This is a genomic window from Algoriphagus sp. SE2, assembly GCF_039563885.1.
GTDB lineage: Bacteria > Bacteroidota > Bacteroidia > Cytophagales > Cyclobacteriaceae > Algoriphagus.
Window position 1 is genome coordinate 1 of sequence record NZ_JBCLWJ010000018.1, and the last position, 21,007, is coordinate 21,007.

General features: G+C 37.8%; 18 protein-coding genes. 3 read left to right on the top strand and 15 right to left on the bottom strand.

The window, feature by feature from the left end; genetic code table 11:
• Window positions 1-9: 9 nt before the first annotated feature.
• The 9 genes from AAGF08_RS17435 to AAGF08_RS17475 form a co-directional block, all read right to left on the bottom strand.
• The gene (locus AAGF08_RS17435) at window positions 10-1,575 is read right to left on the bottom strand and encodes an arylsulfatase (RefSeq protein WP_343512625.1); all 1,566 of its coding nucleotides are present in this window, start codon (window positions 1,573-1,575) and stop codon (window positions 10-12) included.
• 317 nt (window positions 1,576-1,892) lie between these two features.
• Window positions 1,893-2,759, bottom strand: a complete 867-nt coding sequence (gene atpG, locus AAGF08_RS17440) for an ATP synthase F1 subunit gamma (RefSeq protein ID WP_343512626.1) — start codon at window positions 2,757-2,759, stop codon at window positions 1,893-1,895.
• 69 nt (window positions 2,760-2,828) lie between these two features.
• Window positions 2,829-4,403: a F0F1 ATP synthase subunit alpha gene (gene atpA / locus AAGF08_RS17445; protein WP_343512627.1), complete on the bottom strand. Its 1,575-nt coding sequence runs from the start codon at window positions 4,401-4,403 to the stop codon at window positions 2,829-2,831.
• Window positions 4,404-4,436: 33 nt separating this feature from the next.
• The gene (gene atpH / locus AAGF08_RS17450; protein ID WP_343512628.1) at window positions 4,437-5,000 is read right to left on the bottom strand and encodes an ATP synthase F1 subunit delta; all 564 of its coding nucleotides are present in this window, start codon (window positions 4,998-5,000) and stop codon (window positions 4,437-4,439) included.
• A 9-nt stretch (window positions 5,001-5,009) separates the two neighbouring features.
• Window positions 5,010-5,504, bottom strand: a complete 495-nt coding sequence (locus AAGF08_RS17455; protein WP_343512629.1) for a F0F1 ATP synthase subunit B — start codon at window positions 5,502-5,504, stop codon at window positions 5,010-5,012.
• 80 nt (window positions 5,505-5,584) lie between these two features.
• Window positions 5,585-5,842: an ATP synthase F0 subunit C gene (gene atpE, locus AAGF08_RS17460; protein WP_343512630.1), complete on the bottom strand. Its 258-nt coding sequence runs from the start codon at window positions 5,840-5,842 to the stop codon at window positions 5,585-5,587.
• 38 nt (window positions 5,843-5,880) lie between these two features.
• Window positions 5,881-6,909 (bottom strand): F0F1 ATP synthase subunit A, encoded by a 1,029-nt coding sequence (gene atpB / locus AAGF08_RS17465; RefSeq protein WP_343512632.1) that lies wholly within the window; start codon window positions 6,907-6,909, stop codon window positions 5,881-5,883.
• Between the two features lie 20 nt (window positions 6,910-6,929).
• Complete coding sequence (locus AAGF08_RS17470; RefSeq protein ID WP_343512633.1) at window positions 6,930-7,313, bottom strand: hypothetical protein; 384 nt, start codon at window positions 7,311-7,313, stop codon at window positions 6,930-6,932.
• A 42-nt stretch (window positions 7,314-7,355) separates the two neighbouring features.
• A complete protein-coding gene (locus tag AAGF08_RS17475) occupies window positions 7,356-7,592 on the bottom strand; it encodes an AtpZ/AtpI family protein (protein WP_343512634.1) in 237 nt (78 codons plus the stop codon).
• Between the two features lie 147 nt (window positions 7,593-7,739).
• Between AAGF08_RS17475 and AAGF08_RS17480 the strand changes: the two genes are divergently transcribed.
• From AAGF08_RS17480 to uvrC, 3 genes are all read left to right on the top strand, one after another.
• A complete protein-coding gene (locus AAGF08_RS17480; RefSeq protein WP_343512635.1) occupies window positions 7,740-10,364 on the top strand; it encodes a tetratricopeptide repeat protein in 2,625 nt (874 codons plus the stop codon).
• A gap of 2 nt (window positions 10,365-10,366) precedes the next feature.
• Window positions 10,367-12,673: a transglycosylase domain-containing protein gene (locus AAGF08_RS17485; RefSeq protein ID WP_343512636.1), complete on the top strand. Its 2,307-nt coding sequence runs from the start codon at window positions 10,367-10,369 to the stop codon at window positions 12,671-12,673.
• 62 nt (window positions 12,674-12,735) lie between these two features.
• Entirely contained in the window at window positions 12,736-14,541 is a 1,806-nt protein-coding gene (gene uvrC / locus AAGF08_RS17490; RefSeq protein ID WP_343512637.1) for an excinuclease ABC subunit UvrC, read from the top strand.
• A 17-nt stretch (window positions 14,542-14,558) separates the two neighbouring features.
• Here the strand turns inward: uvrC and gldN are convergent, their stop codons facing one another.
• The 6 genes from gldN to AAGF08_RS17520 all read right to left on the bottom strand — a co-directional run bounded on the left by gldN (window position 14,559) and on the right by AAGF08_RS17520 (window position 21,005).
• Window positions 14,559-15,374: a gliding motility protein GldN gene (gene gldN / locus AAGF08_RS17495; RefSeq protein WP_343512638.1), complete on the bottom strand. Its 816-nt coding sequence runs from the start codon at window positions 15,372-15,374 to the stop codon at window positions 14,559-14,561.
• 33 nt (window positions 15,375-15,407) lie between these two features.
• Window positions 15,408-17,015, bottom strand: coding sequence for a gliding motility protein GldM (gldM, locus tag AAGF08_RS17500; RefSeq protein ID WP_343512639.1), 1,608 nt, complete (start codon window positions 17,013-17,015; stop codon window positions 15,408-15,410).
• A 35-nt stretch (window positions 17,016-17,050) separates the two neighbouring features.
• A complete protein-coding gene (gene gldL, locus AAGF08_RS17505) occupies window positions 17,051-17,845 on the bottom strand; it encodes a gliding motility protein GldL (protein ID WP_343512640.1) in 795 nt (264 codons plus the stop codon).
• A 61-nt stretch (window positions 17,846-17,906) separates the two neighbouring features.
• Entirely contained in the window at window positions 17,907-19,001 is a 1,095-nt protein-coding gene (gene gldK / locus AAGF08_RS17510) for a gliding motility lipoprotein GldK (RefSeq protein ID WP_343512641.1), read from the bottom strand.
• Between the two features lie 173 nt (window positions 19,002-19,174).
• Window positions 19,175-20,155: a type IX secretion system membrane protein PorP/SprF gene (locus AAGF08_RS17515; protein WP_343512642.1), complete on the bottom strand. Its 981-nt coding sequence runs from the start codon at window positions 20,153-20,155 to the stop codon at window positions 19,175-19,177.
• 76 nt (window positions 20,156-20,231) lie between these two features.
• Window positions 20,232-21,005 (bottom strand): uroporphyrinogen-III synthase, encoded by a 774-nt coding sequence (locus AAGF08_RS17520; protein ID WP_343512643.1) that lies wholly within the window; start codon window positions 21,003-21,005, stop codon window positions 20,232-20,234.
• Window positions 21,006-21,007: the final 2 nt, after the last annotated feature.

Sequence of the window (21,007 nt, forward strand, 5' to 3'; positions counted from 1 at the left end):
AGCTTGATATCACTCCTCTACAAATCCAATCTGCTTCCACTCGCCCTCGATGGGATCATTTTGCTGTGGCACTCCAGGAGTACTTCTACCCTCTTTGATGTATTTGATCAATAGATTCTTTAAAGAAGCTACTTTCTCAGGATTTTCCTCCTGAAGGTTGATCTTCTCTCCCGGATCGGAAGCTAAATTGTATAACTGTACGTCCGGAAGTTCTGCCTCTGCAGGGTCACCCGGCTTTGGAAAACTCCATCCGCCCGAACCTTTTGCCATCAGCAATTTCCAATCTCCTTGTCTGATAGCAAAACTCCCATCGATGGAATGGTGCACTGTTGCTTCCCGAAATTGGTCCACTTGCTTCGCTGCATTAAACAAACCCAATAAGCTATAGCTGTCCTCTCCCTCATGATCCTGAAGTTCATATCCCACGATTTCAGCACTTGTTGCCATCAGGTCTGTCAAGCAAATCGTATGATCACTAGCAGTTCCTTTCTCTATTTTTTCTGGCCACTTGGCAATAAATGGTACCCTATGTCCCCCTTCATATAAGTCAGCCTTGTGACCCCGAAATATATAATTAGACAAATGTCCCAAAGCCGCCAACTCTTCCAATCCGGCAGCTGGGGATCCCCCATTATCAGAGGTAAAAATCACCAAGGTATTTTCTTCAATACCAGCCTTATTGATGGCCTCAGTTACTTTTCCAACATAGTCATCGATCATCATCATGAAGTCTCCGAAAGGAAGAACCCCACTCTTACCTTGCCATTCTTCAGTCGGTAAAATCGGAGTATGGGGAGAAGGAAGTGCTAAATACAGGAAAAACGGTTTTTCATCTTTCGCATTCTCCTCAATGTACTGAATGGATCTTTCGAAGAAATTAGGAGTAACTTCCTCATGATCAAAATCCGGAGCCGTAGGTCCTTCTCTCCACCAGGAATATTTTCCTTTATCCACTGTGACTTTTTCAGGAATTGCAGTCGCCATTCCATTTTCCACATAGACATAAGGGGCCATATCCAGCGAACCAGAATGTCCATAGGCATAATCGAAGCCTAAATCATTTGGGCTATGAGTAATCGCTTTGGAGAAGTCTATATGATCAAAATCCTGGGGATTCCAACCTTCACCCTGGCTCTCTTGCCCATCTTTGATCCCCCAATTCCAACCCAAGTGCCACTTACCGATGAAAGCTGTTTCATAACCTTTATTCTTCAGTACATCAGCAATGGTCGTTCTATCGTCAGGGATCAAAGCATTGGATTTTCCTGTCAGAACACCACTCTTCAACTTACTTCTCCAATTATATCTGCCCGTCAAGAATCCATATCGAGTTGGGGTACAAACTGCCGCCGGAGTATGCGCATCGGTAAATTTCATCCCGTCTTTTGCCAATTGGTCAATATATGGAGTAGGAATTTTACTTTCAGGATTAAAAGCTCCAATATCTCCATAGCCTAAATCATCAGCAAGTATCACAATGATATTAGGTAATTTTTCCTGTTCCGGCTGTTTTGGGGAGCAGGAAAAAATCTGTAAAAGAAGAATTGAGGTAAGAAGAGGAATACAATATTTCATAAAGGACCGAAAGGTATTTGTTGACTAATTTAGGGCAATCAAAAGAAATACAGTCAAGGAAATGATTTTTTCCTTTGGAGAGACTCATTCGGTTTTAGAAATCTTATTAAGCTACATAAAAAGCAGGATATAGAAATTTTGAAGAGATTTCTCCCTCTGGTCGAAATGACTCGTAAACTATAAGATTCATTTCAGGGAAAAATAAAATTCATTGTAGCAAAGAGAATTATAAGCGGCTATGTGGTAGCCATTTCTTTTAATAAAAAAACCACAACTCTTACGAGCTGTGGTTGGGTTGGATCTATTGCAATTAATAATTACCCAAGTGCTTCTGCACCAGCTACAATCTCTAGGATTTCGTTGGTGATAGCAGCTTGACGGGTTCTATTGTACATCAATCTAAGTTCTTTCAACAGTTCACCGGCATTTTCTGTCGCCTTATCCATCGCTGTCATTCTTGCTCCATGTTCAGAAGCATTACTTTCCAAAACGGCTTTGTAAAGTTGAATTTTTAAAGAAGTTGGAACCAATTCTTCGATGATATATGCTCTTGACGGCTCAAGGATATAATCAACTTCAGCCGTTTTTTCTTCTGCTGAATCTTCCTTTGCCATTGGCAAGAACTGTTCTGTTCTTACAATCTGGGTAGCGACGTTTTTAAATTCATTGAATACCAAAAACACTTGATCGAATTCACCAGCAACAAATGAGCTCATAGCAAATTCAGCAGCCTGACGAACATTGTCAAAATTCAAATCCTGAAAAACTTGGAAATAATCAGAAACAATAGCGTGTCCGGACTTTTTGAAGTATTCGTTAGCTTTTTTTCCAAGAGGAAGAATGGTGATATCAGCTCCAGAAAACTGCCCTTTGATAACAGCATTCGTGGCTTTGATAATATTGGTGTTGAAAGCTCCACAAAGACCTTTATCCGAAGTAACAGGGATCAAAAGTACTTTCTTAACTTCTCGCTTCTCCGCATAAACAATATCTGCTGCACCATCAGATGATGCAGAAACATTATTCAGGATATTCGTCAACTTCTGAGAATAGGGACGCATCTGGATGATTTTGTCCTGTGCTCTTCTCAGCTTTGCTGCAGACACCATTTTCATTGCCTTGGTGATCTGCTGGGTAGAAACTACCGAGTTAATTCTTTCCTTTACTTCCTTGAGGTTAGCCATCAGTGATTGCTTTGTAAGCTATAGAAATTCCGATAGGCTGTTATAGCCTACCGGATTTTGAATATTAAATTATGCGTATTTAGGAGCCAATTCAGATGCTGCTTTGGCAAGAATCTTACCTGCGCCATCAATGTCACCTTTTTTGATCAAATCAAGAGCTTCAGGGTAAGAAGCGTCAAGAAGCACATAGAATTCTTTTTCGAATGCTCTCGCTTTTTCTACAGGAACAGTATCCATCAAGCCTTTTGTTGAAGCGTAGATGATTGCTACCTGATGTGCAACAGATACTGGAGAATACTGAGGCTGCTTCAAAATCTCTTGGTTTCTTCTACCTCTTTCGATCGTTCTCTTGGTAGTTGCATCCAAATCAGAACCAAACTTGGCAAATGCTTCCAATTCACGGAACTGAGCCTGATCCAACTTCAATGTACCTGCTACTTTCTTCATGGATTTGATCTGTGCGTTACCACCTACTCGTGATACAGAGATACCCACGTTAATCGCTGGACGAATACCAGAGTTGAAAAGGTTAGTTTCCAAGAAGATCTGACCATCTGTAATAGAAATTACGTTTGTCGGAATATATGCAGAAACGTCACCTGCCTGCGTTTCGATAATTGGAAGAGCGGTCAATGAACCACCACCTTTTACCAAATGCTTGATAGACTCAGGCAAATCGTTCATTTGAGAAGCGATTTTATCAGATTTGTTGATTTTCGCAGCTCTCTCCAACAATCTTGAGTGAAGGTAGAATACGTCACCTGGATATGCTTCACGTCCCGGAGGTCTTCTCAAAAGAAGAGAAACTTCACGATACGCAACTGCTTGCTTAGACAAATCATCATAAACTACCAAAGCTGGACGTCCTGTGTCACGGAAGAATTCACCGATGGCAGCACCCGTAAACGGAGCAAAGAATTGCATAGGAGCTGGATCCGAAGCAGGGGCAGCAACAACAACTGTATAAGGAAGTGCACCACCTTTTTCAAGGGCTGCTACCACGTTAGCAACAGTAGAAGCTTTCTGACCGATAGCGACATAGATACAGAATACTGCTTCTCCTCTATCGTAGAATTCTTTTTGGTTCAAGATAGCATCAATAACTACAGCAGTCTTACCTGTCTGACGGTCACCGATAACCAATTCTCTTTGTCCTCTTCCGATAGGAATCATGGCATCAATAGATTTGATACCTGTTTGAAGAGGCTCAGTAACTGGTTGTCTATAGATTACACCAGGAGCTTTACGCTCCAAAGGCATTTCATATAATTCACCAGTGATAGGTCCCTTACCGTCGATTGGGTTACCCAAGGTATCCACAACTCTTCCCAACATCCCTTCACCTACTTGAAGTGACGCGATTTTCTTGGTTCTTTTTACGGTATCACCTTCTTTGATTTCTTTAGAATCACCGAAAAGTACGGCACCCACATTGTCTTCTTCAAGGTTAAGCACCATTGCTTTCAGACCATTGTCGAACTCAATCAATTCACCGGCCTGAGCCTTAGAAAGTCCATAGATACGTGCTACACCATCCCCCACTTGAAGGACTGTACCCACTTCTTCAAGTTCCGCTTGAGTTCTTGCTCCTGAAAGCTGCTCCCTCAAGATTGCTGAAACTTCATCTGGTCTTACTTCTGCCATGATATGATAAGATTATGATTATTGCTTATTGATTTAATACTGTTTTTCGTAATGATTTTGAATAAACTGAGACTTTAAAACTCTCAACTTGCTACTCAAGGAATCATCAAGCTGACGATCATTTACTTTCAAAACAAATCCACCAATAATGTCTGGATTGATTTTTTCTACCAGCTGTACGTCAGTCATGCCGGAAATTTCTTTCACCACATCCATAAATGCTTTTCTTTGTTCTGCATTTATTTTAGTAGTGGTCGTCAATTCAGCTACCTGAATAGACTTATAGATATTGTATTGAATTTCAAATTCCTTAGCGACATCAATCAAAATTTCTTCTCTGTTTTTTCGGGAAATAATCTCGAAAAAGGTCAGAGTCATTTTTTGAGAAGTCTTCTCTGGAAAAAGAGCCTTCAATACATTCAGTTTCTTTTCTGAATTAACAATCGGATTTTTCAACAAAAGCACAAGGTCATAATTGCTCTTGGCCATTGCAGTCAATTTTTGAAAATCCGCATGCACCTCCTCAAGCTGTCCCTTTTCAAGGGCTAGCTCCATAATAGATTTGGCATAGCGGGATGCTACTCTATGATTTGACATGGAGGTAGATTAGTTTAGCTTAAGATCTTTGATAAATTCATCCACAAGCTCTTTTTGAGCTTTGTCTTCAGACAAATTCTTTCTCAATAATTTCTCTGTTACTTCAAGTGTAAGTGTCGCCACCTGAGTTTTCACATCTGCCAAAGCAGCTTTCTTTTCAGTTTCGATTACGGCTTTCGCATTTTCGATCATCTGAGCCCCTGTCTTCACAGCTTCCGCTTTTGCATCTTCAATCATTTTGGCAGAAGCATCATGCGCTTTTTTCAGAATTGTATCTCTTTCCAATCTAGCCTCAGCAAGAAGTTTCTCATTTTCAGCTTTCAGATTAGCCATTTCATTTCTAGCTGTCTCTGCTGCTTTCAGGGCATTCTCAATACTGCTTTCTCTCTCGTCTAGCGCTGCAAGCATTGGCTTCCAAGCAAACTTGATCAAAATGAAAAGAAGGCCCAAAAAGCCAAATAATTGCCAGAAAATAAGACCGGAACCTGGTGTGATTAAATCCATGGTGGAATAATTTATTTCGGATTGTTCAATAAAAGAAAGAAAAGGGAAAGGCCTAGCGCCAATCCCTCTTCAAAATTTGATTAGCTGATTTCCGCGATATTAAGCGCGATCAACAAACAGATTACCGCTGCGAACAGGGAAACCACCTCGATCAAAGCAGCGATGATCAACATAGCGCCTTGGATCTTACCAGCAGCCTCAGGCTGACGAGCAATAGATTCCATAGCTTGACCACCAATACGACCGATACCTAGGCCTGCGCCAATCGCAACAATACCTGCACCGATACCAGCTCCCATTAGAGCGAAACCAGCAGTCAACAAAATAGAAGTTAACATAAGAGTTAGATTTATAAATTGAACAAAGAAATTACTAATTAATGATGATCGTCATGCGCATGCTCAGCTACCGCTCCACCAATGTACATCGCTGAAAACAGCGTAAATACATAAGCTTGGATAGTTGCCACTAACAATTCGATTATATTGATAAATGTTACCATCAGCGTACTTGCGATACCAATGGAGTAAGATTCAAAGATAAAGGCTAAAGCTATAAAGCCTAAGATGACTATGTGTCCTGCTGTGATCGCTACAAAAAGTCGAACCATCAAAGCAAAAGGCTTAGTAAATAGACCAATAATTTCTACCGGTACAATGATAAGCAACATAGGAATAGGAACCCCAGGAGTAGCAAACACGTGCTTCCAGTAATCCTTATTTCCATTCACATTAGTAATTATGAAAGTTAATACTGCCAAAACCATGGTAACAGCAATATTTCCAGTCATGTTAGCTGCTCCAGGCAATAACCCGAGCAAATTACCAAACCAGATAAACAAGAATAATGTAATCAGGTAAGGGACAAATTTTTTGTATTTCGGACCAATTGAGTTTTTCGCAATCTCGTCTCTAACAAAGATTACAATTGGTTCGATCAATGCAGCCGCACCTTTAGGAGCAACAGCTCCATTTTTCTTGTAGTGATTTGCGGCAGAGAGTGCCAAAGATGCCAATACAATCATGACGATAAACATCATGACCACATTTTTGGTGATGGACAGATCAACAAAGCTAGCGCCATCTACTCTTCCTAAATGATCATGCTCGTCAATGAAATATCCTTCATGTGCAAACTCCTCCCCAAAAGCATGTGTCTCATGATTTTGAAAATCAGAAGAGCTAAAAAACTCTAGTCCTTGGTCTCCAGAATAAACAATAACCGGCAATGGCAAGGTCACATGCGTATGCCCAAAAGTTGCAAAATGCCACTCGTGAGAATCTTTCACGTGATGCATTATAAAACTTGTCTTGTCTTCTTCAGATTCTGCTGCAAATGTTGCAGTGGAGAACGTCAACAGGAATGCTGACAATAATAGACTTAAAACCAATAGTTTACGCGTCATCAACTCTTCTTTTTGAGGGGCTACTTTGAAATCGGGCGCAAATTAGCTAGAAAGGCGTAGATATCAAAAACTAAGTAGAATAAAAAAATGATAAAGAAGTCTGCAATAAACAGAATAATATTTTCCATTCCGGGCCAAACCTCTATCCCAATGAACACTAAAGTGGCAATAAATCTTAAAATCATTGCCAAAACCATGATATTAAAGAAATTATCAGCAAAAGATTTTAGAAGAAAACCATTCAACAAACTGATCAAAAAAGATATTACCAGCATGAAAATGTAAATCTCCCAAATCTTTTCGTGGATTACTTGAGGCAAAAGCCATGTCAAGACCAAAATCAAAATGGCGACCGAAACTGATAACAACAGAAACTTAAAATGGATATTTTTAAAAAGAGACATTACATTTTTTTTGCAAAAATACCCATTTTCCTAAAAGTTTACTCACCCATCCTGTTTCATAGAATTCCACAGCTGGTAAAAAGCTATTCCAATTGACAAAAAACAAAATAAAAGAAGCCAAACAGGGAATTTGATATTGCTTTGCTCCTGAATCAACCAACCAATATAAGTTCCACCTCCTATCACCCCAAAAAGCTGGAAAGAAAGCCCGATGTACTTAACGTAAACGGGTGTTCCACTATTTTTCTGCTCTTCATTTTGGGAGGACTCTTTTGTCATAGACGAAGGTATTGATGGATAAAACTAATAAAATTCTGAATTGATAAATTTGAATAGGTCCTTTAAAAAAAATATTTGAATGTCCACATCGTTCCTTAAGTAAGCCAAAAAACCTATTTTGGTACTTTAATTGGGGAATACTGATTTATGATTAAATTTTCGAGGTTAGCATTGGGCTTATTTATTTTTATCTGTGCCTGTTCATCTGAGCGGAACACCTTTACAAATCGTACATTTCACAATATTACCTCCCATTTCAACGCGTATTACTTAGCCGATGTAAAAATCAATAATGTAGAAGAACTGGTTAAATCCAACTACAATGAAGACTATACTCAGGTTTTACCGGTTTTCATCCCCATCGATTCTGCCTCAATCGAAACTGGGATAGATTCCCTTCAGTCTGCAAGAGAACTTGCTTCCAAAGCAATTGAATGGCATAAAATCAGCAAATGGGTAGATGATAGTTATTATTTATTAGGCAAAATTGATTATCTCCAGGCACATTTTGATGATGCCCAAAACACATTCAAATTCGTCAATGTAAACAGTAAGGATAAAGATCTTCGACACAAAACCCTAATTTCTTTACTCAGGCTTTATGTTGATTTGGGGGAATATGAGAATGCCAATTTCACCATCGATTATCTTTCAAAAGAAAGTGGAATTAACGATAAAAACCGATATGAGCTTTACCGTACCTTGGCCTATTACTATGAAACCAGAGGAGATAAAAATGGAGTAATAGGTGCCTTAGTAAAAGCTTTGGAATATGTGGATGACAGTAAGGAAGAATCCCGAATTAATTTCATCCTTGCTCAACGCTACCAAAGAGAAGGGCTTGATGCCCTTGCTTTTGATTTCTATAATAATTCCTTGGCAGGAAATCCACCATACGAAAGAAGTTTCTTTGCACAATTATATGCCCAACAAGTTGCTGAGCTGAATGCCTCCAAAGACCTAAGAAAGGTGAGGAACTATTATGAGGATTTGTATAAAGATCCTAAAAATAAAGATCTCAAAGATGTGGTAGTTTATGAAATGGCTCTGTTTGAGGAAAAACAAGGGGATATTGAAAAAACGCTAAAATTGCTTCATCAAGCAGCCAAAGAGCCTGGAAGTAATCCCAGACAAAAGGGGTATATCTATCAAAAACTTGCTGAGATCAATCTAGATGAATTTAAGGATTACAGAGCTACTAAATATTATTTGGATAGTGCTTTAACTTTTATCAAAGAAACAGATCCGGTATCAATACAAATTAAAGAGCAGAAGGAAACCCTTGATCAATATGTTTTTCACGTAGAAAGAATTCATTCAAACGACAGTTTGATTAGTCTTTCCAAAATGAGTCCTGAAGAACAAATGTTGATTGCTGAATCCTATATTCAAAAAGAAGAAGAACGGCTATTAGCAGAAGCTGCCGCAAAACAAGAACCTAAAAGCACTGGTATTTTTGATAATTTACTTGCATTTAATGATAGAGGGTCAGGCTCTACATTTTATTTCGATAATTCTGTTGCAATGCAGCAGGGTGCTATAGAATTCTACAGAGAATGGGGAAATAGACCGCTTCAAGATAACTGGAGAAGGAGTGCGGCAAGCTTTCAAAGTACAGAACCTACGATTGCCGCTACGGTAGAAGCAGATTCCACTGCTTTGGATGAATCTGCCAACCCACTGAATCAACTTCCTGACATAGAGACTTTGTTGGCAAAAATACCTAGTTCGGAGGAAGAGCTTTCCAAACTAAATCTTGAACTGGAAGAATCATATTTTGAGCTTGGAAAGCTTTTATATTTTGATTTAGAAGAAATAGAAACCAGTATTGACAATCTTGAAATTCTAATACGAGAATACCCCAATTCATCAAGAAAACCTGAAGCTTATTATTTATTATATCTTGCTCAAAAAGACCGGGGAGGAAATTTTCAGCAATATATAGGAAGACTTAATAATGAATTCCCCAATTCCCAATATACCTATTCAGTAAATAATCCAGATGCAGCTTCTGGAAACTTAGCCTATTTAGCTTCTTCAAAAAATTATGAAATCGCTTATAATGCTTATTATCAGGGGAACTATAACGAAGCCAGGTCCATTATCAAACAAACGCTGGAAGAATATCCTCTTACGAGAAATACGGAGAGGATTCTACTCCTTGACATTATGGTGACAGGCAAATTAGAAAGTCGTCAGCAATACCGACAAAGGCTTGAAGATTTTATTGAGAATTCAAAAGAGGAGCAATTGATAGAATTGGCAAGAAATATGCTTAGACCCATGTTGTCAAGTGAAGAGTTAGCGGCTCTTAAAAAACCTGACGATTCTGCTTTAGACTCCGCACAATTAGCAGATGCTGATTTAGTGGAAAATGAAGGTGATGAAAATCTTTCGGAATCGCCTTATAAAGTAAATGAATCAAATACTCACATCTTTGTTTTGGTGATGAGTCCGGAAGAAATGGAGGAAGCCTCGGGACTTTTGGGAGATATTGATAATTTTCATTCAAAAAATTTCCCGAATGCTAGATTAAGGACTGGAAACATGAATATGAGCAGCGAAAATGCTATTTATATAATTTCTCCTTTCACAAATGCTGAAAAAGCAAAAGAGTATTATAAAATGTTTTTGAGTGATTTTAAATCCGATGGAATTACAGACATTATAAAATCTAACTCATTTGTCATCTCTATAGAGAATTTTCAGCAGTTGAATAAAACGAAAAATTTAGAAGAGTACAGGACTTTCTTTAAGTCAGTTTATAAGTAATTATGAGTAAAAATTCAAAACCCGAATCATCTAGCTGGGCCAAAAAATTGGTCAAATTCATCTGGCTGGCCTTCTTGGCTGGATTTTTTGGTTTTATCCTCTTTGTTTGGATGGTAAGCGTCAATTTCCTTGGCTTATTTGGATCGTTGCCGGACTTCAAAGCATTGGAAAATCCAGAAAGTGAATTAGCCTCAGAGCTATATTCAGCAGATGGTGTCTTGTTAGGAACTTATTTCAGAGAAAATAGGAGTCCTGTGACCTATGAGGAACTTTCACCAAATCTAGTAAATGCTCTGATTTCAACAGAAGATGTAAGATTCGAAAATCACTCCGGTATAGATATGATTGCAATGATGCGAGTCTTTGTGAAATCTATCCTTTTGGGTCAAGATGCCGGAGGAGGTTCTACTCTTAGTCAACAAACGGCGAAGAACCTATTTAAAACTAGAACAGATGCCTCACAGGGTACTTTGAGCTCAGTTCCAGGTTTGAGAATGTTAATCATAAAAACGAAAGAATGGATTGTTGCGACACAATTAGAAAAGTCCTACACCAAGAATGAGATATTAACTTTATATCTAAATACTTCTGAATTTGGATCTAATGCTTACGGTATAAAAACTGCCGCAAAAACTTTCTTTAACAAAACACCCGCAGAATTAGAAGTACAAGAATCAGCTGTTTTAGTAGGACTTTTTAAAGCGCCAACCTACTATAGCCCAGTTTATAATCCGGAAAACTCTTTAAGGAGAAGAAATACAGTTTTATACCAAATGGTAAAAAATGATGCACTCTCCCAGGAAGAATATGATTCACTATCTCAATTACCGATTGATTTAGATTACAATGTAGCCAATCAAAACAAAGGTCTCGCAACCTATTTTAGGGAGATAGTAAAGGCAGATTTATTGAGATGGGCTAAAGAAAACCTAAAGTCTGACGGTACCTCTTACGATTTATATGGAGATGGACTAAAGGTCTATACCACAATCGATAGCCGGATGCAACGATATGCAGAAGAAGCGGTTGCTGAACATATGGCTTCTTTACAAAAAGCATTTTATGCGGAAATGGGAAATAGGGATCCTTGGGTGGATGGAGACAATCGTGTCATTCCAAATTTCATAGAAGATGCCGTAAAAAGGACAGAAGCTTACAGATTGTTAAAAATCAGATATGGAAATGATTTAGATTCAATTGATTTGAAGCTGAATGAAAAGAAAAAAATGAAGGTGTTCTCCTGGGAAAAAGGAGAAATCGATACGTTGATGAGTACAATGGATTCATTAAGGTATTACAAAAAATTCCTTCAGGCAGGGTTTATGAGTATGGATCCACATACAGGACAAATCAAAGCTTGGGTAGGTGGAATGGATCATAAATATTTCAAATTTGATCATGTAATTCGAGGCAAAAGACAACCAGGATCTACCTTTAAACCTTTTGTCTATGCTGCTGCCATAGAAAATGGTTATAGTCCTTGCTACTCTGTAATTGACCAACCTGTAGAAGTTTATATTCCGGGACAACCTACCTGGAGTCCTTCCAATGCCAATGGAAAGTTTACGTACGAAAAAATGACCATTCGCCAGGCAATGGCTCAGTCAGTGAATTCTGTGACTGCCTATATGATGAAAAAAATTAGTCCAAAGATTGTTGTAGAAACTGCAAGGAGATTAGGAGTTACCAGTGATTTAGAAGAAGTACCAGCTTTGGCCCTAGGTGTAAACGATGTAAGTATCTATGAGATGGTAGGAGCTTTTGGAACTTTTGTCAATAGAGGGGAACACACCACTCCATTCTACATAGATAGAATTGAGGACAAAAATGGAAATGTAATTCAGCAATTCACTGCTAAAAAACGTCCGGCAATGAGTGAAGAGCATGCTTACTTAATGACTTACATGTTGAGAGGTGGATTTGAAGAAGGTGGTGGAACTAGCCAAGGTGTGCCTTATTCTTTACGAGAAGGAAACGAATTAGGAGGCAAGACAGGGACTACCCAAAACGCATCGGATGGATGGTATATGGGTATCAGTAAGGATCTCGTTAGTGGAACTTGGGTAGGTGGCGACGATCGTGCTATTCACTTCAGAAGTTGGCTTTCTGGTCAAGGAGGCCGAACCGCAAGACCTATATGGGTAAAATACATGGAAAAGGTATATGCTGATGAAAGTTTAGGATATACCAAAGGCCCTTTCCCAAGACCGGAGCGACCTTTAAGTATAGAAATTGATTGTGATGTTTATGAAAAAGAAAGTCAACGATTTGCAGATTTTGACTATGATGCTAAAAAGAATGATTTCTAAATTTTAATAAACTCAAAAATAAAAACAGCCTAAATCCAAGGCTGTTTTTTTAATTTTAGACCATGCAGGCATCTTCCTATAGACCCGAAGAACATTTATCTCTCCCAAATCAACCTGGAGTATATCGCTATTTTAATTCAGAAAATGAGCTTATTTATGTAGGGAAGGCAAAAAGTTTGAAGAAGCGGGTATCAAGTTATTTCAACAAGAATTCAGGGGTTAACTTAAAGACCAGAAGAATGGTCAAAGAAATCGTAAGGATAGAAATTACGATTGTGAATAGTGAATTTGATGCGCTACTTCTAGAAAATAATCTGATAAAAAAAACACAGCCAAAATACAACATCCTTCTCAGAGATGATAAAACTTACCCTTATCTACTTCTGACAAAGGAACATTTCCCCAAGATTTTTCAGACTAGAAAAATGATTCCTAAGCGAGGTACTTATTTTGGGCCTTTTGCAAGTGTTAAAGCAATGAACAATGTGCTGGATTTGATAAGAGAGCTTTTTACGATTCGTACCTGTAAGCTGGATCTATCTCCCTATAAAATAGCTGAAGAAAAATATAAGGTTTGCCTGGAATATCATATTGGAAATTGTCAAGGTCCCTGTGTTGGTTTTCAAAAAGAAAGTGATTATTTAAAAGATCTAGAGCATGCAAAACATATTTTAAAAGGTAATCTAGGGTTGGCGAAAACGCATTTCAAGAATGAAATGCAGCATTATGCTGAAAATCTGGAATTTGAAAAAGCACACAAAATAAAAGAGAAACTAGACCTCTTAGAAAAGTATCAAGCCAAATCCCTAATTGCCAGTCCTAGTATTACCAATTTGGATGTTTGTACGATTGTAACTGATGAAAAGGCGGCTTATGTTAATTATTTAAGGATAAAAAATGGAGCATTAAACGTTTCAAAAAATGTTGAGCTTAAAAAACGACTAGACGAAAGTGAGGAGCAATTATTAATCACTGCCCTAGTGCGGCTTCAGGATCAGTTCCAAAGTGATGCTTCGGAGGTTTTGATAAATATTGAGTTAGATGAACCAATTGAAGGCCTAAATCTGACGTTACCGAAAATTGGAGACAAGAAAAAACTTATTGAGCTTTCACTCAAGAATGCCTTATTCTATAAAAAAGAGAAAGCATTGCTCAAAGGCCTCAATGAGGATAAAAAAGACAGAGTAATAAAACAACTTCAAAAGGATTTAAGCCTCCCTGATATTCCGGATCACATCGAGTGTTTTGATAATTCCAATATTCAAGGTACAAATCCTGTCGCAAGTATGGTTTGCTTTTTAAATGGAAAACCTGCTGTAAAAGAATACAGGCATTACCATATCAAAACTGTTGTAGGCGCTAATGATTTCGCAAGTATGAAAGAGATCGTTAAGAGGCGATACAAACGCCTTTTAGAAGAAAATAAACCAATGCCAAAGCTTGTGGTTATTGATGGTGGAAAAGGGCAGCTATCCTCAGCCGTAGAAGCCTTACAAGAACTCGGTGTTTATGGACAAATGCCCATTATAGGCATCGCAAAAAGGTTAGAAGAAATATATTTCCCAGGTGATTCATACCCAATTCATATTGACAAAAAATCCGAAAGTCTTAGGTTGCTTCAAAGAATTCGAGATGAAGCACACCGCTTTGCGATAACATTTCATAGAAAGGTAAGAAGTAAAAATGCATTTGGAACACAATTGACAGCCATTCCCGGTATAGGAGAAAATACTGCCGAAAAACTTTTGTCTCATTTTAAATCAGTAAAAAAAATAAGTCTGGCAAGTCAAAAGGAGATTGCAGAGGTGATTGGAAAAAGCAGAGCAACCGCATTATTTGATTGGATAGAAAAAAATAAAGGGGCTTGAAAGCCCCTTTAATATTATTACCACTCCCAGAGTGTAGTTTCGTATTCTAAGAGTTTATACTCAAATTCAAGAGAATTCAAATAAGCCTGAACCTCCGGATTAGGATTATCTGCATCCACCAAATCTGCTATTAAAGCATCATCTGGATTTGTAAATCTCCTCACAACAGATCGGAATAATCTGGATTCAAAAGCCTCATCATAGGTTAGACTTTTTGAAAGATTCCTAAAATTAATCCACCTTGCTTCTGGATGATCTTTGAAATAATTGTAAAAGTCTTTATACCTAATGAATCCAATTGTTTTTTGGCCTGCGTTTGAATTAGTCTGAGAGGGCATTACCAATTCCAAATACTTGATATCGAAAACCATCTCAGAATGATGTTTGTCAAATACAAAATCCTCTTTGAAGTCCAAGTAATAAAGTTGCTTCACAAAAATACTATCACCTGTAGCATTCAACCAGAAATTATCTTGGAATTCAGCAATGGATAATGGTTGCGTAAAATCTTCATCCGCAAAAACTTCCAATGCATTTTCATCCACTACAGCCTTATAGATTTGGTTTATTATTCCATTCTTTTTAGCATCACCAGATCCATATAGAGATAGATTATACTTTTCTCTTAGATCAATTCTTCTCCAAACCGCAACTTGATACATTTTATCATCCTCACGAATTCTTTTCGCAGAGAAGATTGTATCCATATCAAAGGTTCGATCCCCATAACCAGAAGGATTAACACTAGTTGCAATTTGAGCTTCACTCACTAAAGGAGAAAGTGCCGCTGCAAATAGCAGGGTTAAGATCAATTTTGGAAGAAACTTTTTCATAATTATTCTTTTATCTTAATCCTTAACCCTGAATTATTTTACAGGAATACGGATAATTTGTCTTAATTCAGTAGGAATTTTATTTCCTCTAAAATTTGTTCTTGTGACTTGTCTGATTTCGAAAACAATGTCATCACCGGCTCTAGCACTTTCTAATAAAGAACGCATTGCAAGACTACTACCATTTGAAATCTGAACAGTTTGTCTTGGGACTTCATTTCTAAGTAATCGCATTTCACCACCCGTCACTTCAAAGTTAGCGTCTCTGGCCATGGTTCTACCAAACGTAGGCTCTGGCTTTGCTAGCAATTTAATTCCAGTTAATGTCCCAATTGCCTGAGCTTGACTTAAATCAATCTCACTTCCATTGGAAGCGACCGGAACCAAGCTTGGAGCAGGAACTGGTTTAATATCATACGCTACATCTCCAATTTTATTGCCTCCAGAACTTACCCCGATAGTAACTTTACCGGAAGCTCCAGGAACAACAGTTAATTGACCAGGTCTATTACCTTTGATAGACTGACCATTACTCACTGAGAAATCTGGAGAATATGTATTACCAAGAGCAGGAACTTCGATCAATAATTCGTTTGCACAGTCTGCGTAAAGCTGCTGAACAACTTCTGAAGAAACCTTAATCACTGGCTGAGCAACATAATACTCATATTCTACAGGAAGGACCTGATCTTCACCACCGACATTAGTAATGATTTCACCATTTAATACTCTTTTAGCAAGACCTCTATCGTCATATTCGCTTGCTGGAGGAACGGTAAATTCAATTTTTCCAAACCCATTTTCAACAGAAACAGGTCTTCCATCAAGTGTCATTTCTGGCGCTGCGGAAGAGGAGCTTGAAGCAATAAACATATCACCTTCAAATGTTGTTCCTGCCGCTACCACATTAGATGTTGCTGCGATTCTTGCTTCCAAAATATCCGCTTTGAAATAGAAAGTACCAATACCGCTTAATATTTGTGATAATGCTTCACTCTCAATATTTAAAACTTCGTTTTGATATTGAGAAATCAAAGCCATTACAGCTCCTACTGGTGATTTCACAAAATTTAAAGCCACAAAGTCCTTATTTCTTACTTCACTATCATTAGCAAAAAGAGGAATATCTCCGGCATCTTTTGCAATTGGTTGGAACGTCATATCAATTCCAATTCCACTTAAAATCTGGGAAATCTGAGTAGGATAAGAGTTTAATCTCTCCTTCATTTCTTCCCCTTTGCCATTGTTGGCAAACATATTTCCTGGAATTTCAGTATTCTTCAAACTTGCACTGACGAAGTTTCCTTCTTCATTTTTAGCATTTGATTGAGTTATTAATTGCTGCTTTAAATCCTCTAAATAAGAATAGATTTGCTTAGTAGCCTCTCTAACTTCCTCGGATGCTCCTACTTTTGGAACATCTTTTTCATTATTCCCTTGTTGCTCTACGGTAGATTTGATTGAGCTCACAACGAACTCATTCTTTGCAATGTAATTTTTGGAGGTTCTCTCCATACCGTCGTTCAACAATACAAATTTCTGGAGAATCTGGTTACTTACTTGGAGAGCCAATAAGGCTGTCAATACCAAGTACATCATCCCGATCATCCGCTGTCTAGGTGTCTCTTTAGCTCCTGCCATCTTTATTTTTTTCTATTCTAGATGTTTGAGTGAAATTAACCTTTCATAGCGGATAACATTCCACCATAGATTTTATTCAATGAACTTACGTTTTGATTAAGCTTAGCCAACTCATTTTTGAAAGCTTCAGTTTCTTTTCCTGCTTCAGAAAGTCCTTCCATAGCTGCAGTCATATTTGAATAGAATTTATTCAAAGTCTTCACATGACTATTTGCATCTTGAAGTTCCATTTCATAAACAGCATTCAATGCTGAAAGATTTTTTGTAACAGTTTGCACTTGTGTATGATAAGCTTTAGCATCTTGTGAAGCGGCAGACATTTCTGTCAAAGCAGCTGCAGTTTTGCTGTAAGATGCATTCATGTCAACAAGAGTCTTTGCCGCAGATTTTACATTGGTAGCATATTCGTTAGTAGCAACAGCTGCATCGGAAAGATTTCCCATTTTTTCTGCTGAAGACGCCAAGTTTTTCATTCCTTTTCCAAGACTATCGATTAACTCAGGGCCTATTTTAGCATTTGCCAACATATCGTCAAGTTTCTGAGAAACATTGTCTCCTGATTTAGCTGTTTTTTTGTTAGCAGGATCGCCACCAGATAACTCGGGATATACTTTTGCCCAATCAACCTCTTCATGGCGTGGTTCAAATGCGGAAAGGAAAAAGATCGCAGCTTCAGTAGTAAGACCTATGGTAATCATTAAATTACCTCCGGCCCAATCCAAAATCTTGAACATCGCACCGAGAATAACTACTGAGGCACCGATCCCGTAAATCTTGGGCATTATACTGCCGTAAAACTGTGACTTGAATGAATTGCTGTTACTAGCCATGTGTTAATTTGAAATTAAGGTGTTAGGTTTTTTTATCGTTGGATTTTTACTAAGTGTAGTATTATCTTTTTCTTCTTCTTGCAGATTTCACGTCCATAGAACCTGATCTGCCAATAAATGTCATTACTGTTCTGAATCCAATATGGGCTTGAGCCACATCTTCGTATTCATAAGTTCTGGTACTTGTTTCAAGGAAGTGTGCAATATCTTTCCAGCTACCACCTCTAACTACTTTTCTTGGTTCATTAGGATCGTCATAAACCGGGTTTAAATCCCAAGTAATTGAGCTTGATGTAGCTGCATACGCATCAAGGACCCATTCTGAAACATTTCCTGACATGTTGTATAACCCAAATCCATTTGGTGCAAAAACATCTACAGGTGCTGTATATGGGAAGCCATCATCTATATAATTACCTCTTCCAGGCTTAAAGTTTGCCATTAAGCAACCTCTTTTATTTTTGAGATAAGGACCTCCCCAAGGATACTTAGCTACATCTTTACCTCCCTTTGCTGCATATTCCCATTCTGCTTCAGAGGGTAGCCTAAATGGAGTCATATCAAACTCAGTTTCATCATTAGCTCTCATGTGATAGGTTCTCCATTCACAATATTGTTTTGCTTGATCCCATGAAATACCGACAACTGGGTAATTATCAAAGGCAGGGTGATCAAAATAAAATTCCATCAACGGATCACCGTAATGATAGGAGAAGCTTGTAGACCAAACAGTGGTATCAGGCTTTAACTCATCTAAATTAAAAGTTGGAGGTTCTCTCAAAGTTGTTGGAGTACCTGTTTCAAGCTGGCCATTTTTTACAGCTTCCAAAAATTGACGGTACTTATTATTTGAAACTTCATATTTATCCATGAAAAATTCCGAGATGGTAATCTGCTTATTCATGGAAGATTGGGTATAAGCAATATCTTCATCAGATTGCCCCATCCAAAATGTACCTGCTTTGACAGGAACCATATCAATAGGTAGGTTTTGCTGCCAGCTTTCTCTTTTTGGTACCCCAGTTACTTCTCCTCTTCTATTTGCCTTTTCACTTGCAGTACCTTTTTTATTAAAAAGCCCACAACTTGGTAATAGTGTCGCCAATGCCAAGCCTAAAGTAATTGGCAATAAGCGAGTTTTCATTTTTTTATACATAAATGACTTTTTTGAGTTCATCAAAATAATGTCCACTTTAAAATAGCCTCAAGCTCGAAATTTAGCTGAATTTGACTAACAAATACAAATAACTTGCCAAATTTCTGTTCTACGGTAAAATAGAGTTTATGGTTCAATTAACTTTATTTTAATTCTTAGTTTCCATTTTTTTGTCAGAATCTGAATCTTGGTGTCCTTTGGATTACTCTTTCGATTTGTCTACTGACATCTGCTAAGGTATATCTTAACATCAATTCATGGCTTGTTGGGGCTTTCGCTTCCACTCCACCAATAACCAAATCGAAAGCATAGCCTAATTTTAGGGAATTATCTCTTAAAAGACTGTAACCAAGTATTAAAGAAACTGATTCTTCCCCTCTAAAGGCAATTCCTCCACTGATCTTATTCTGATGTGTAGCAATAACGCTAACATCATAAGAAAAATTATTAAATGAAACTGACTTTATTAGAAAACTAGGTTCAATTGCCAATTGTCCAATTGGCCGAAACCGATACCCCATTAATAAATAGGAGTGATTTTTAAGCTGATTTGCGTAAGACTCATTGCCAAAATCAAAATTAGGCTCATTTAAATGACGACTACTTAGTCCTATATAATAGTCACCTCTATCAAATAACAATCCTGCACTAAAATTCAGATTAATCTGATTTTCTTTACCAGAGGATGGAAGATTAGGCTCCGGGTTGACTACTATCAGATCTCCATAATCTAAAGAACTAGAAAACATCCCCAAAGAAACCCCGAAACTTAAGTTCGCTCGATTTATTTTTTTATGATACGATCCTTGGAGATTAACTTCCAGATTTGAACTTGCTCCTATGTTATCATTAATCAAGGTCAGTCCATATCCGATGTTTTTGGATTCTAACCTTCCTTGAGCAGTTAGTAACTGGCTGACCGGAGCACCACCTTGTCCAGAGGAGGTACTGTAATTTGCCCATTGAGTTCTATGAAGTGCAGAAAACCTAAAGCCTCCATCTTTCCCGGCAAATGCAGGGTTATAATACATGCCATTATACATGTACTGTGTAAACTGGGCATCTTGCTGAGCCAATACAGGAATACTTCCTACACTTATGGTGAAAATTATAACGCTCTTAAAAAAGTACTTCCAGTAGCCGCTTTGATTCATTTTAGCGTGGTTTTTTCTGATCTGAAAACTATTGTAATGATTTAAACTGAAAAACCACAGAAATTGATTCTAAGTTTTACAAATTATTCGCCTTTTTGATATAAAGCTCTAATGCTCCTGTCATACTCGGTGCATTCGGAAGAGGTGCTTCAATATCCAAAATCAACCCTAATTCACGAACAGCTTGGGCAGTAGTAGGTCCAAATGCTGCAATTCTCGTTTTGCCTTGCTCAAAGTCTGGAAAATTTACTTTCAAAGATTTTATCCCAGATGGACTAAAGAAAGCAAGAATATCATATTTCACATCTGCCAAATCAGATAAATCTGCAGCCAAAGTATGATAAATAATAGCCTCTGTAAAAGCTATCCCATTTTTCTCCATATAATCCGGAATTACATCTTTTCGGATATCTGAACAAGGGAATAAATATTTTTCAGATTTGTGCTTTTTGAAATAATCGAATAAATCATCTGCAGTTTTTTGACCCACAAATAATTTACGCTTTCGGATCACAATATATTTCTGTAGGTAATGAGCAGTCTGGTCAGAGATACAAAAATATTTCATTTCTGCAGGCATCTCTATCTTAAAGTCTTTGCAAATAGCAAAAAAATGATCAATCGCATTTCTGCTGGTAAAAATTATAGCAGTATGCTTTAAAATATCAATTTTTTGCTTCCTAAACTCCTTAGGAGGAACTGGTTCTACCTTGATAAATTGTCTAAAATCAATCTTTAAATTATACTTCTCTGCCAACTGCACATAAGGAGAGTTTTCACCCGCTGGTTTTGGTTGTGAGACAAGAATACTTTTTACAGGAATAAATCGGTCTTTGCTAATTGCACTCATAC